The sequence below is a fragment of the Acinetobacter lwoffii genome, assembly GCF_019048525.1.
Classification (GTDB): domain Bacteria; phylum Pseudomonadota; class Gammaproteobacteria; order Pseudomonadales; family Moraxellaceae; genus Acinetobacter; species Acinetobacter lwoffii_K.
This window is the reverse complement of record NZ_CP077369.1, coordinates 2,411,275-2,425,181: the sequence shown is the minus strand read 5'-3', so window position 1 is coordinate 2,425,181 and position 13,907 is coordinate 2,411,275. Positions and strand designations below refer to the sequence as shown.

At 46.0% G+C, this 13,907-nt stretch carries 10 protein-coding genes and 2 pseudogenes; 8 read left to right on the top strand and 4 right to left on the bottom strand.

The genetic code is table 11. The features are described 5' to 3' along the window. Positions 1-33 precede the first annotated feature (33 nt). Positions 34-1,716: an AMP-binding protein gene (locus I6L24_RS11400; protein ID WP_004646949.1), complete on the top strand. Its 1,683-nt coding sequence runs from the start codon at positions 34-36 to the stop codon at positions 1,714-1,716. Between the two features lie 70 nt (positions 1,717-1,786). Here the strand turns inward: I6L24_RS11400 and I6L24_RS11395 are convergent, their stop codons facing one another. Continuing rightward, positions 1,787-3,010, bottom strand: a complete 1,224-nt coding sequence (locus tag I6L24_RS11395) for a CaiB/BaiF CoA transferase family protein (protein ID WP_004646948.1) — start codon at positions 3,008-3,010, stop codon at positions 1,787-1,789. 358 nt (positions 3,011-3,368) lie between these two features. Here I6L24_RS11395 and I6L24_RS11390 point away from each other — a divergent pair, with 358 nt between their 5' ends. Then, entirely contained in the window at positions 3,369-4,640 is a 1,272-nt protein-coding gene (locus I6L24_RS11390) for an MFS transporter (RefSeq protein ID WP_004646947.1), read from the top strand. Positions 4,641-4,714: 74 nt separating this feature from the next. On the opposite strand, the pseudogene I6L24_RS11385 reads toward I6L24_RS11390, so the two are convergent. Beyond that, positions 4,715-4,876, bottom strand: a pseudogene (locus tag I6L24_RS11385) (MarR family transcriptional regulator); the annotation flags it as partial. 2 nt (positions 4,877-4,878) lie between these two features. Here I6L24_RS11385 and I6L24_RS11380 point away from each other — a divergent pair. Beyond that, a pseudogene (locus I6L24_RS11380) lies at positions 4,879-5,729 on the top strand (AMP-binding protein); the annotation flags it as partial. A gap of 109 nt (positions 5,730-5,838) precedes the next feature. On the opposite strand, the gene I6L24_RS11375 reads toward I6L24_RS11380, so the two are convergent. Together I6L24_RS11375 and I6L24_RS11370 are read right to left on the bottom strand one after the other, a co-directional pair. Then, positions 5,839-6,516, bottom strand: coding sequence for a type 1 glutamine amidotransferase domain-containing protein (locus I6L24_RS11375; protein WP_216986024.1), 678 nt, complete (start codon positions 6,514-6,516; stop codon positions 5,839-5,841). A 171-nt stretch (positions 6,517-6,687) separates the two neighbouring features. Continuing rightward, positions 6,688-7,572 (bottom strand): LysR family transcriptional regulator, encoded by an 885-nt coding sequence (locus tag I6L24_RS11370; protein WP_004280289.1) that lies wholly within the window; start codon positions 7,570-7,572, stop codon positions 6,688-6,690. Positions 7,573-7,749: 177 nt separating this feature from the next. Between I6L24_RS11370 and I6L24_RS11365 the strand changes: the two genes are divergently transcribed. From I6L24_RS11365 to I6L24_RS11345, 5 genes are all read left to right on the top strand, one after another. Further along, a complete protein-coding gene (locus tag I6L24_RS11365) occupies positions 7,750-9,279 on the top strand; it encodes a CoA-acylating methylmalonate-semialdehyde dehydrogenase (protein WP_216986023.1) in 1,530 nt (509 codons plus the stop codon). Positions 9,280-9,290: 11 nt separating this feature from the next. Beyond that, entirely contained in the window at positions 9,291-10,181 is an 891-nt protein-coding gene (gene mmsB, locus I6L24_RS11360; RefSeq protein ID WP_216986022.1) for a 3-hydroxyisobutyrate dehydrogenase, read from the top strand. An 86-nt stretch (positions 10,182-10,267) separates the two neighbouring features. Further along, the gene (locus tag I6L24_RS11355; protein WP_216986021.1) at positions 10,268-11,917 is read left to right on the top strand and encodes an AMP-binding protein; all 1,650 of its coding nucleotides are present in this window, start codon (positions 10,268-10,270) and stop codon (positions 11,915-11,917) included. A 58-nt stretch (positions 11,918-11,975) separates the two neighbouring features. Continuing rightward, the gene (locus I6L24_RS11350; RefSeq protein ID WP_216986020.1) at positions 11,976-13,103 is read left to right on the top strand and encodes an acyl-CoA dehydrogenase family protein; all 1,128 of its coding nucleotides are present in this window, start codon (positions 11,976-11,978) and stop codon (positions 13,101-13,103) included. A gap of 19 nt (positions 13,104-13,122) precedes the next feature. After that, positions 13,123-13,896, top strand: a complete 774-nt coding sequence (locus I6L24_RS11345) for an enoyl-CoA hydratase (RefSeq protein ID WP_216986019.1) — start codon at positions 13,123-13,125, stop codon at positions 13,894-13,896. The last annotated feature ends 11 nt before the right edge of the window (positions 13,897-13,907 follow it).

The window sequence follows — 13,907 nt, the reverse complement described above, 5'->3', positions numbered from 1 at the left end:
AAATAAATGTAAATCCAGGACAGGAGTATAGTCATGAGCAGTCAGCCATGGATGGAAGAATATAAAAAGTGGAATATCAATCCGGAGTTTACCCGGCCAGATCCTGAGAAAACCCTGAGCACGACAATTGCTGAGAATTTGGTGAAATTTCAGGATAAAACCGCATTTATCTATCTGGATCGCAAATTCAGCTATCAAGATGTCGATATGTATAGTCAGAAACTGGCAAGCTATTTACAGAGTCTTGGACTGACTGCTGGCAGCCGTATTGCAGTGATGTTGCCAAATATTATTCAGTATCCAATTGCGACCTTCGCCATTATTCGTGCCGGTTATGTGCTGGTCAATGTCAATCCCATGTACACCCAGCGCGAGCTCTATCATCAGCTACAGGATTCAGGTGCTAAAGCCTTGATTATCCTGGGACAGACTTTGGAGCAATTAACAGCACTAGATGAATGTCCTCAACTCAAATATGTCATTTCGACGCATCCGCTGGATTTTATTCAAGAGCAGCCAAGTGCTGTTTATAGTCAGGCAGCACAATATCCGGATAAACAGTTTTCTGACTTTAGACAGGCAATAAATCAGGTAAAGATTATTGATTTTGAACCGCCTGTACAACATCAGGAAGATACGGTCATTCTGCAATACACGGGAGGTACCACAGGTGTTTCTAAAGGCGCAGAACTGAGCCATCGCAATATTCTATTTAATATCGCCCAGAACAGTACCGTGTTTATCAGCCATTTTGGTGACCGCTATGCCGCTGAAAATGAATATGTATTCTGTGCCTTGCCACTGTATCACATTTATGGATTTACCATCTGCCTGTTCAGTTATGGTTTAAGCCGTGGTTTTGCCAATGTCTTGATTCCAAATCCGAGAGATCTGGATGCTTTGGCGGATCAATACCAGAAATATCCACCGACCGTTTTTCCGGGTGTGAATACCATGTTTAATGCCTTGGCGCATCATTCACGTTTTCGTGAACTGGATCATTCAAGCCTGAAAACTACAACCGGCGGGGGAGCATCGATTTTAAAAAGTACAGCAGAGTTATGGCATGAGGTCACAGGCTGCCAGATTTATGAAGGTTATGGGCTTTCTGAAACCTCACCGACTGCAACTTTTAACCCGCCTTTAAGCCGGCGATTTAGTGGCACGATTGGCTTGCCATTGGCAGGGACTGAAATTCTGATTCTGAATGACGAAGGCAAACCTGTAGAGTTTAATCAAGCTGGAGAAATCGCCATACGTGGTCCACAGGTGATGAAAGGATACTGGCAGCAACCGGAAGCAACAGCACATGTATTTACCAAAGATGGATTTTTTCTGACAGGTGATATCGGTTGTATGGATGAGCAGGGCTATATCACCATTCTGGACCGCAAAAAAGACATGATTTTGGTGTCCGGTTTTAACGTCTATCCGAATGAGCTGGAAGGCGTACTGTCCAAACATCCTAAAATATTGGAATGTGCGGTGATTGGTATTGATGATGAAAAATCTGGACAGGTACCAAAGGCATTTATTGTGAAACAGGATGAAACTCTGAGCCAAGATGAAGTCATGATTTATCTGAAGCAGCAACTGACCAGTTATAAACTGCCCAAATATATTGAGTTTGTGTCTGGATTGCCCAAGTCCGCAGTTGGCAAAATTCTGCGTCGTGAACTGCCTCGTACTGTTCAGCCGAGTGCAAAAGCCTGCTAAGGAATGATCTAATCCATTATCTTTAAAATAAAAAAGGAATCTAAAGATTCCTTTTTTACTGCTTGCAGGCTTATCGCTGCTGGATGACTTTTTTGCTTTTCAGTTCTTCCATTTCAGCAGAACTTAAATATTGACTCAAAATGGCATCGGTATCTTCACCCAGACAAGGTGGGGCCTTTTTATATTCTACCGGTGTCTTGGAGAGTTTAATCGGTGAACCGATTGAGGTGTAATCTTCACGTAAGGTATGCGGCATCTGAATCACCATATCGCGTGCCAATACCTGTTCTTCTTGCAAAGTCTGTTTCAGGTCATTGATCATTCCTACTGGTACTTTAACCGCATGAATCAGATCCACCCAGGTTTTTGCCGGTCGAGTATAGAAATGAGCCTGTAGAACTGTGGTCAGTTCTTCACGATGTGTAATACGTCCAGAATTTTTCAGGAAGCGAGGATCTTCTGCCACCTTAGTCAAACCAACGGCCTGACACAAAGCTTGAAATTGCAGATCGTTGCCACAGGCAATAATAAATTCACCTTCCTGGGCTTTAAACACCTGATAGGGCACAATATTGGCATGTGCATTTCCGAAGCGACCGGGTACTTTGCCTGAGGTGAGATAATTCATGGCCAGAACAGAGAGGGAAGCAACCTGAGTATCTAACAGTGCCATATCAATATACTGACCTTCACCGGTTTTCTCACGGGACAACAAAGCCGCCTGAATGGCAATTGCGGCATACAAGCCGGTGGTCAAATCTGCAAAGGCCAGACCTGCTTTTTGCGGGCCACCACCGGGCAGATCGTCACGTTCGCCAGTGACACTCATCATGCCACCCATTCCCTGAACGATAAAATCATAACCCGGCTCTTGCGCACGCGGACCGTTCTGGCCAAAACCGGTAATGGAACAATATACCAGTCGCGGATTTAGCTGACTCAGACTTTCATAATCCAGCCCATATCGTTTCAACGAACCGGCTTTATAGTTTTCAATGACTACATCGCTTTGTTCAGCAAGTTTTTTGATAATACTTTGGCCTTCAGGTGTAGATAAATCGATTGCAACCGAGTGCTTGCCACGGTTGGCTGACAGGTAATAAGCTGATTCATGGGTATCTTGCTGCTGATTGTTTTTAAGCCAGGGTGGTCCCCAGATACGGGTATCATCCCCATGATCCGGTTTTTCAATCTTGATCACTTCTGCACCCAGATCAGCCAGAATCTGGCTACACCAGGGCCCAGCCAAAATCCGGCTTAAATCCAGTACACGAAATCCTGTTAAGGCACCCATTATTACGCTCCCTGTTCGATCTTATTCAAATGACATATCGTTCTTATCCCTCTTTTTAAAACTATATGAAAATGAAAGAACAATCAACTTTATGATAATAAATTTCGTATAACAAAATAAAACATCTAAAATAATTGAATATTCATCTTATTTTCTTTAGCCTGATGCAAATATAAGCATGAACGAGGAACAAGAGGTAATTGATAAAAAGGAAAAAGGGATCTCCCAGACAGGATTAAAAAAGGAGTCAATCAGGTGAATTAAAAACGGATTAGCCTTAAAGCATATTCACTAGCGGAATAGCTTTAAATATAAAAAGATCATGAAAACCTAAGGATAGGGAAACAGAGATTTAAATATGACGGATTTAGCTAGAGAATTAGAAAAGATTAAACCTACGACCAAACGAACCCAGCAAATTGCTTTTATTTTCGCCTTTCTGGCTTTACTGGTAGATGGCGCGGACATGTTGCTGTTGTCTTTCAGTTTAAATAGCCTGAAAGCAGAGTTTGGTCTCAGTAATCTGCAGGCTGGTACACTAGGCAGTTTTACCTTGGCAGGTATGGCGATTGGTGGCTTTATAGGGGGCTGGGCCTGTGACCGTCTGGGCCGTGTACGTACCGTAGTCATTTCGATTCTGGTATTTTCCATATTGACCGCAGCCTTAGGCTTTGCACAGAACTTTGAACAATTTGCTGTTTTACGCTTCCTTTCTGCCTTTGGCATAGGCTCTTTATATATTGCAGCCAATACGCTCATGGCTGAATATGTTCCAACTGAATATCGCACCACGGTTTTAGGTACCTTACAGGCAGGATGGACCGTCGGTTATATTGTGGCCACGGTACTGGCAGGATGGATCATTCCGGAATATGGCTGGCGAACCCTGTTTTTTATTGCCATTATTCCCTCGGTTATGGCGATTTTTATCCAGAAACTGGTTCCTGAGCCAGAATCCTGGCAGCGTGCACGTTTGCAGCGTCTATATGCCCCAGCTGAAATCACAGCACAGCAGCCTGCCAAAAAAAGCACAGTCAAAGAGATTTTCGCGGATCCTGCGAATCGCAGAATGTTTATTTTGTGGATCTTTACGGCCGGTTTTCTGCAATTTGGCTACTATGGCGTAAACAACTGGATGCCGGCATATCTGGAATCTGAATTGCACATGAATTTTAAATCCATGGCCGGCTATATGATTGGTACTTATGTGGCGATGATTTTCGGAAAAATTCTGGCGGGCTTTGCCGCAGACCGTCTGGGTAGACGCGCTGTCTTTTCTTTTGGTGCCATCGGAACGGCGATTTTTCTGCCCGTGATTGTGCTATTCAATACACCAGATAACATTGCCTATCTGCTGATTTTCTTTGGATTCCTGTATGGTATTCCATATGCGATTAATGCCACTTATATGACGGAAAGCTTTGCCACTTCGATTCGTGGTACTGCAGTAGGGGGTGCTTATAATGCAGGTCGTATTGGCGCCATGTTTGCACCTGCGATTATTGGCGCGGCAGCCAGCGGTGGTTCAATTGGTCTAGGCTTCCTGATTATGGGCGGTGCTTATTTCTTATGTGGGGCAGTGTCCGGGATTTTCATCAAAGACCGTCAATACGATCCACAAAAAGCATAATTTCAACTTCAAAAAAAGAGCCTGAATACAGGCTCTTTTTTATACTCTTCAATTAAAGCTGAATTTCTATTTGTTTATTCCTGATCTGCTTCTTTATGCAGATGAATACTTTTCAAACCATCATTTACTTTATTGAGCAGATGAATCAGGGTAACCACATCATCAAAGGCCAGTTTATTTAAGGCCTGACCATAAAAATCAAAGAAATCAGCTTGCAAGTTGTCCCATGTTTCCAAGCTGGGATGTAGCCAAAGCAGTAGATCTGATTCATCAGCATCAGGTGAATTTCACCATGGCCTCGACCCCATTCCTGAATGACCTATCCAATACCGTGGCAGAACAGCATGACAAGGTTGATTCACTGAAAATTTTCCTGTGTGCAGGTGCGCCCATTCCAGGTCCATTGGTGCAAAAAGCCCGGGATATTTTAGGAGTAAAAGTGATTTCAGCCTGGGTATGACCGAATGTGGTGCAGTGACGCTGACCCGACCTGAAGATGAGGATGAACACTCTTTCAATACGGATGGCATCGCTTTACCTGGTGTTGAAATCAAGATCGTGAATAAAAAAGGTCAGACCAAAGCCGTGAATGAATCCGGGCGTTTGATGATCCGCACCTGTTCAAATTTTGGCGGTTATTTAAAACGTCCACATTTGAATGATACGGATGCCGAAGGCGGGTTTGATACTGGCGATATTGCCTATCAGGACGAGCATGGCTATATTCGGATTTGCGGACGTAAGAAGGATGTGATTATTCGTGGTGGAGAAAATATTCCGGTCGCGGAAATTGAATCACTACTTTATAAGCATCCGAATATCGCCACAGTAGCTTTAGTGGCTTATGCAGATGAGCGAATGAGCGAGCGTGCCTGTGCAATCATCAAGCTGAAAGATCAGACAAAGCCGTTAAGTTTTAATGAGCTGGTAGATTTCCTGAAAACTCATAATCTGGCTATGCAATATCTTCCGGAACGTTTGGAGATCTGGGATGAAATTCCGATGACCCCATCAGGGAAAATCCAGAAATTTAAACTCAGAGAGTTACTGGCTCAGCATATTGCCTCCACAGCGGCTGAAGCGAACTAAATCTGGGAATAAATAGATAAATTAAACCCTGAATAATCTTGCATCATTCAGGGTTTTCTTATTTAAAAAGAAGTGATCTAAAAGATTAATACGAATTTTAGATTAACTTCTATTTTAATAATTTTAATAAAGCTTCTGCGGTTGCAGCAGAAGAGGCCGGATTTTGCCCGGTAATCAGTAAACCATCTTGCTGTACATGCACCTGCCAATCCTCAGCTTTGGAATATTTCCCGCCTTTTTCTTTCAGCATGTCTTCCACTAGAAATGGGACAACATCGGTTAGGCCTACGCCGTCTTCTTCGGTATTAGTAAAACCGGTGACTGTCTTGCCTTCTACAATCGAATGACCTTCGGCATCTTTGACTTCACGAAGTACACCCGCTGCATGACAGACCAGCGCAACAGGTTTATCTGCCTGTAAAGTCTGCTCAATTAAAGAAATAGAATTCTGGTCTTTGGCTAGATCCCATAATGGACCGTGACCACCCGGATAGAACACGGCATCAAAATCCTGATTTAAGACTTCACTCCACTTATGTGTATTGGCAAGAGCCTGCATGGCCACCTCATCTGCTTCAAAGCGTTTGGTGGTTTCGGTTTGCGCATCCGGCTCATTACTTTTTGGATCTAATGGTGGCTGACCACCTGCAGGAGAAGCCAAAACTACCTCTGCGCCTGCATCGACAAAGGTGTAATAAGGCGCAGCTAGCTCTTCCAACCAGAAGCCAGTTTTTTTGCCAGTATCGCCCAGCTGGTCATGTGAAGTCAGTATCATCAAGATTTTCATATTATTTTCCTGTAGCTCATTAAAAAACATCGCGAATGATCGACTGTTAATTTAACAAGTCATGAGCGTCAGGAATGTTGTGATACGTTCATTTGCTGTATCGATACGTTGTTGTTTCAGTTGATTTAACTAAAGTACGTAGCCTTGCAAAGTGAACAGTGTGTTCAATATTCATCTGCCCATTAACAGGTCTTGCTGAAGATCGGCTTGTTTACGCAAGAAATCCCAGACCAGTTTAATTTTTGGTTCATGTTGCAGATCGACCAGCGTCAGCATCCAGAAAGTGTGGGTAAAACTGAGCTGCTGACCCAGCACCTCTTTCAGTTCACTTTTATCATTGACCAGAAATTTCGGCAAAATGGCCAGTCCAGCACCTGCACGCACGGCAATTTCCTGCGCCAGAATACTATTACTGCGAAAACAGGCACTGACCTGCAAGGGAAGACGCTCCAGCGAATACAGTGCAGTGCTATAGACGAGATCATCAATATAATCGACAAAACGGTGCTGCTGGAGGTCTTCCAGTTTTTTAATTTCCGGATTTTGCTGTAAATAATGCTGGCTGCCATACAGTTTCAGGCAGTAGTTAGACAAACGAGTAATGATATAGGGGCCAGATTTGGGCCGGTCAATCGCGATCACAATATCGGCTTCTCGATGTGAAAGTTTGATCGCTTTCGGTACCGGAATCAGGTCAATGGTCAGCAAAGGATAATGCTGGGAAAATTCTGCCAAAAGACGGGCTAAAAATGCCGTACCAAAACCTTCTGGCGCACCAATCCGGACCCGACCTTGCAAAGGGTCGTGGCGCTTGTCAATCTGGATAAAGGACTGCTCCATCTGTTCCACACGCGGTACCAGTGCCAGACCTTCCGAGGTCAGTTCATAACCGGTGGCTTCGCGCTTAAACAGTTGAGTACCGAGGGTATTTTCCAGGGCCTGAATCCGCCGTGCCACGGTACTGTGTTCAACCCCAATCAAGCGTGCTGCATTGGTGAGCGTTTTAGCACGCGCTAAAACCAAAAAGAAACGTAAATGATCCCAATCCACTTTCATTTTTTATTTAACATCCTGTTAAATTCCTGTGCATATTTGCACAACCATCGTGCACCAATTTCTATTGGTGGTCAAAGTGTTCTTTGTTAGTCTGCTGAAACAGCGTAAAAATTATACGTTAAATAAAAGCCAGTAAAGGCAGATACAACGACAATAACAAACCAGCACGGAGCGACCATGAACGCCATTTCTCATCCACAGCAAAGTACCGGATTCACCACCGCAAAACTTCTCATTAATGGTGAATTTGTCGAATCAAAAACCAGCCATTGGCAAGATATTGTTAATCCTGCCACTCAGGAAGTTTTGGGCCAAGTGCCTTTTGCCACTGCTGAAGAAGTCAATGCAGCGATTGCGGCTGCGCAAAATGCCTTTGCCAGCTGGCGCCAAACCCCGATTCAGGCCCGTATGCGCATCATGCTGAAATTGCAGGATCTGATTCGTACTAATTTAAAAAGTATTGCCCAGGTATTAACGGCGGAACAGGGGAAAACTCTGGCCGATGCCGAAGGTGATATTCAGCGCGGTCTGGAAGTGGTGGAGCATGCCTGTTCGATCGGTTCACTACAAATGGGTGAGTATATTGAAGGTGTGGCACGCGGTGTCGATACCTATACTTTGCAGCAACCCTTGGGTGTCTGTGCAGGAATTACCCCGTTTAACTTTCCGGCGATGATTCCACTGTGGATGTTCCCGATGGCGATTGTCTGCGGCAATACTTTTGTCTTAAAGCCTTCTGAACAGGATCCACTATCGACCATGATGCTGGTTGAGTTAGCGATTCAGGCAGGTGTGCCGGCAGGCGTACTGAATGTGGTACATGGCGGCAAAGAAGTGGTCGATCTACTGTGTACCCATCGCGATATCAAGGCGATTTCTTTTGTCGGTTCGACTGCAGTCGGCACGCATGTCTATAACCTTGCAGGCCAACACGGCAAGCGTGTGCAGTCGATGATGGGCGCCAAAAACCATGTGGTGGTGATGCCAGATGCGAATAAAGAACAGACCTTAAATGCCTTGGTCGGTGCAGCTTTTGGCGCAGCAGGTCAACGTTGTATGGCACTTTCCGTGGCGGTAATGGTCGGTGAGACCAAGCACTGGGTCGATGAACTGGTCAATAAAACCAAAACCTTAAAGGTAAATGCCGGGCATGAACCGAATACCGATGTTGGACCAGTGATTTCAACCCGTGCCAAATCGCGTGTCATCGATTTAATTAACAGTGGTGTTGAACAGGGTGCCGAACTGCTACTCGATGGCCGTGATGTGCAGGTTCCAGGCTATGAACAGGGTAATTTTGTCGGACCAACGATTTTTAATCAGGTCACGACCGATATGCGCATTTATAAAGAAGAAGTATTTGGTCCGGTACTGGCGATCATGCATGTCGATACTTTAGAACAGGCGATTGCACTGATTAATGCCAATCCGTTTGGTAATGGCGTTGGACTGTTTACCCAAAATGGCAATACGGCACGTAGCTTCCAGAACCAGATTGATATCGGTCAGGTGGGCATTAACATTCCAATTCCCGTACCTGTGCCTTTCTTCAGTTTTACCGGTTCACGCGGTTCAAAACTGGGTGATCTCGGTCCTTATGGCAAACAGGCGGTGCAGTTCTATACCCAGACCAAAACCATTACCAGCCGCTGGTTTGAAGATGACCAGGAAACCACTGGTGTCAATACCACAATCAGTCTGCGTTAAGGAGCATCAGCATGAAGATTGCATTTATCGGTTTAGGCAACATGGGCGGCTCCATGGCGCAAAATCTGCTCAAGTCCGGTCATCAGGTTTTTGGTTATGACTTAAGTGCAGTGGCTATACAGCATTTTGCAGAAGCTGGCGGTGTGGTCTGCGACAGTCCACAGGCTGCCGCGAAGCAGGCGGAGATCGTGGTCAGCATGTTGCCTGCAGCCAAGCATGTGCGTGAAGTCTATTTAGGTGAACACGGTATTCTGGAGGTGCTTCAAGCGGGCAGCTTATGTATCGACAGCAGCACCATTGATCCGCAAACCATTCAGGAGGTTGCTGCAGCAGCGCAGGCCAAGCAGATTCGCGTCTGTGATGCACCGGTATCCGGCGGTACTTTAGGTGCCAAAGATGGCACTTTAACCTTTATGGTCGGTGCAGATGATGCCACCTTTGAGGCCGTTAAACCTGTTCTCGGCTGTATGGGTAAAAATCTGGTGCATTGTGGTGCGGTGGGAACAGGACAGGTGGCAAAAATCTGTAATAACCTGATTCTGGGCATTTCCATGACTGCCGTTGCAGAAGGAATGGCACTCGGAGCCAAACTGGGAATTGATCCGCAGGCGCTGGCTGGGGTAATCAACAGCTCCACTGGACGTTGCTGGAGTTCTGAAATTTATAATCCATGGCCCGATATTTGTGCCAATGCACCGTCATCGCGGGGTTATACCGACGGTTTTGCCGCACAATTGATGCTCAAAGATTTAGGTTTGGCGGTCGATGCAGCGCAACAGGTGGATCAGCCGGTTGTACTCGGCAGCATGGTACAAAAACTCTATCAACAGCTCTGTCAGGAAGGAGATGCCCATCTGGACTTCTCCAGCATCATGCATCAATACACCACGCCAAATGCTTAAAACTTAAAAGATTCAGATGGAGCAAGGATTCGCTTCAATAATTACACCTTGTCAGTAATAACGATAAATTCAGGCTGAGGTTTAACATGTTAGATTATCAAACAACGGTTCAAGACTTTGATTTAAATACGGTTGCAAGCCAGTATCTCTCCGGTTCAATGCAGGCAGTAAATGCCTGTTATGAATGCTGTGACCGTCATGCCGATTCCGATGCCATTGCCCTATACTGGCATGGTAAAGATGGCAGAAAAGAACAATATAGCTTTGCCGAGCTCAAAAAATATTCCAGCCAGTTTGCCAATTTTCTTAAGTCTCAAGGCATTGGTAAAGGTGATCGTGTTTCCGGATTATTACCGCGCACCCCGGAGCTGATAATTACCATTTTAGCGACCTGGCGGATTGGTGCGGTCTATCAACCGTTATTTACGGCCTTTGGGCCTAAAGCCATCGAGCATCGCATTCAGCTGGCGCAAAGTAAGCTGGTGGTGACTGATCTGGCGAATCGGGAGAAATTATCCGAGATCAGCAACTGTCCACTGATTGTGACGGTACATGCCGAAATTGAGGCAGAGCGCTATCCGCACGACCTCAGCTTCTGGACGGTATTAAACCGTCAGGCTGAAGCTTGTGAGCTGGAAATCCTGAGTGTTAATGATCCTTTTTTATTGATGTTTACCTCCGGTACTACTGGACCAGCGAAACCTCTTAAAGTCCCTTTAAAAGCACTGATTGCTTTTGCAAGCTATATGCAAAATGCCATTGGTCTAACTCCTGAAGATGCATTCTGGAATATTGCCGATCCCGGCTGGGCCTACGGATTGTATTACGCGATTATTGGTCCCTTAATGCTTGGACACTCGACCTTGTTTTATGAAGGTGGGTTTAATGCGGAAAGTGTCTGCGAAATTGTTAAGGAATATGGCATTACCAATCTGGCCGGTGCACCGACTGCTTACCGCATGATGATGGCAGCCGATCCTGCTCAAATGGCAAAACTGCGCGGCAAGTTACGTGTCGTCAGCAGTGCGGGAGAACCGTTAAATCCGGAAGTGATCCGCTGGTTTAAAGAGGTGCTAGATGTGCCGATTTATGACCATTATGGCCAGACCGAAGTCGGGATGGTGGTGTGTAATCATCATGCTTTGGAACATCCGGTCCGTTCAGGTTCGGCAGGCTTTGCCAGCCCGGGTTACCGAATTGCCGTTGTCGATGAACAGGGGCATGAATTAGCAGCTGACATCCCGGGCATCCTGGCAGTGGATATCAGCCAATCGCCGATGATGTGGTTCTCTGGCTATGAAGAAAGCCGTAAATCTCCCTTTGTCGGCCACTACTATTTAACCGGTGATACCGCAGAAATCCATGCTGATGGCAGTATGAGCTTTGTCGGGCGTAGTGATGATGTCATTACAACGTCAGGCTATCGGGTCGGCCCATTTGATGTGGAAAGTGCCTTGCTGGAACATGATGCCGTGATTGAAGCTGCGGTGATTGGTGTACCTGACCCCGAGCGTACCGAAGTGATTAAAGCCTTTGTGATTCTGGCGAATAATTTTGCAGCTTCGACCCATCTGGAAGAAGAGCTGGGTCAATTTGTGAAAAAGCGTTTATCTGCACATGCCTATCCGCGCCTGATTGAATTCGTGACCGAATTGCCGAAAACCCCAAGCGGTAAAATTCAACGCTTTTTACTGCGCAATCAGGAAATCAACAAGCAGCAAGCCAAGACCGCATAATAGCTAAAGCCAACAAATTGAATAAGAAGATTAAATAAAGAGATTAAAGGAAGCATCGATGCAATTAACGGAAGAGCAAAAACTAATTCAGGATATGGCCAAAAGCTTTGCCCAGGAACAGATTAAACCCTTTGCCGGCGAGTGGGATCAAAAAGGCATTTTTCCTAAGCAGGCCTTGGCCCAAATGGGAGAGCTGGGTTTTTTAGGCATGCTGATTCCGGAAGAATGGGGCGGTTCGGGCACAGGTACGCTGGCTTATGTTCTAGCCCTAGAAGAAGTCGCTGCGGCCGATGGTGCAACATCCGCGATTATGAGCGTACATAACTCGGTGGGTTGTGTGCCGATTTTCAAGTTCGGCACGGAACAGCAAAAGCAGCAATTTTTAAAGCCTTTGGCTCAAGGTGAAATGATTGGTGCCTTTGCCTTAACCGAACCGCATACCGGATCGGATGCTGCCGCGATTAAAACCCGGGCGATCAAGGACGGCGATCACTACATTCTGAATGGCGCCAAACAGTTCATTACCTCAGGCCACAATGCCGGGATGATTATTGTCTTTGCCGTGACCGACCCATCTGCGGGCAAAAAAGGCATGAGTGCATTTTTAGTGCCGCGCGACACACCTGGCTATGAAGTGATTCGGGTGGAAGAAAAACTCGGCCTGCATGCTTCGGATACCTGTCAGATTGCCCTAACTGATGTCCGCATTCATGAAAGTTTAAGACTCGGCGCCGAAGGCGAAGGTCTGAAAATTGCCCTAGCAAATCTGGAAGGCGGGCGAATCGGTATTGCCGCACAGGCGGTTGGTTTGGCGCGTGCCGCTTTAGAAGAAGCAACGGCCTATGCGCATGATCGGGTCGCCTTTGGCAAACCGATTTTTGAACAGCAGGCGATTTCTTTCAGGCTGGCCAGTATGGCGACTGAAATTGAAGCGGCACGGCAACTGGTCCATTTTGCAGCACGCAAGAAAGAAGCCGGTGAAGCCTGTTTAACCGAAGCCTCCATGGCCAAGCTATTTGCTTCAGAAATGGCAGAACGTGTCTGTTCCAAAGCGCTGCAGATTTTTGGTGGCTACGGTTATCTCAAAGATTTTCCAATTGAACGGATTTACCGCGATGCGCGGATTTGTCAGATTTATGAAGGCACCAGCGATATTCAGCGGCTGGTGATTGCGCGCAGCCTCTAATTTTAAAAGGATTTATCTCATGCAATGGCAAACAATTTTATTAGAACAACGTAATGGTGTCGGGCTGATTACTTTAAATCGTCCGCAAGCTTTAAATGCACTAAATAACCAGCTGATTGTTGAAGTCAATCAGGCACTGGATCAGCTGGAAAAAGATCCGGCAATTGGCTGTATTGTGATTGCCGGTTCGGAAAAAGCCTTTGCCGCCGGTGCCGATATTAAAGAAATGGCAGATCTGAATTTTCCGCAAATTTATCTAGATGATTTTTTCAGTCTGGCCGACCGGATTGCCCAGCGCCGCAAACCTTTAATCGCCGCAGTGAGTGGCTATGCCTTGGGTGGTGGTTGCGAGCTGGCATTGATGTGCGACTTTATTTACTGCGCTGAGAATGCAAAATTTGGTCTGCCCGAAGTTACTTTAGGCGTGTTGCCAGGCATTGGCGGTACCCAGCGTTTAACCTTGGCGATTGGTAAGGCCAAAGCCATGGAAATGTGCCTGACTGCACGGCAGATGGGGGCGCAAGAAGCGGAACAAAGTGGTCTGGTAGCTCGGGTATTTGCTAAGGAAGAATTACTGGAGCAAACCCTGCAAGCTGCCGAAAAAATTGCTGAAAAGTCACTTACTGCCGTGATGATGATTAAAGAATCAATTAATCGGGCCTTTGAAGTGAGCCTGGCAGAAGGCCTGCGCTTTGAACGTCGAGTGTTCCATTCCATTTTTGCCGGTGCTGATCAAAAGGAAGGCATGCAGGCCTTTGTGGAAAAACGCCCCGCTAAATTTACCCATCCATAAAACAAGAATAG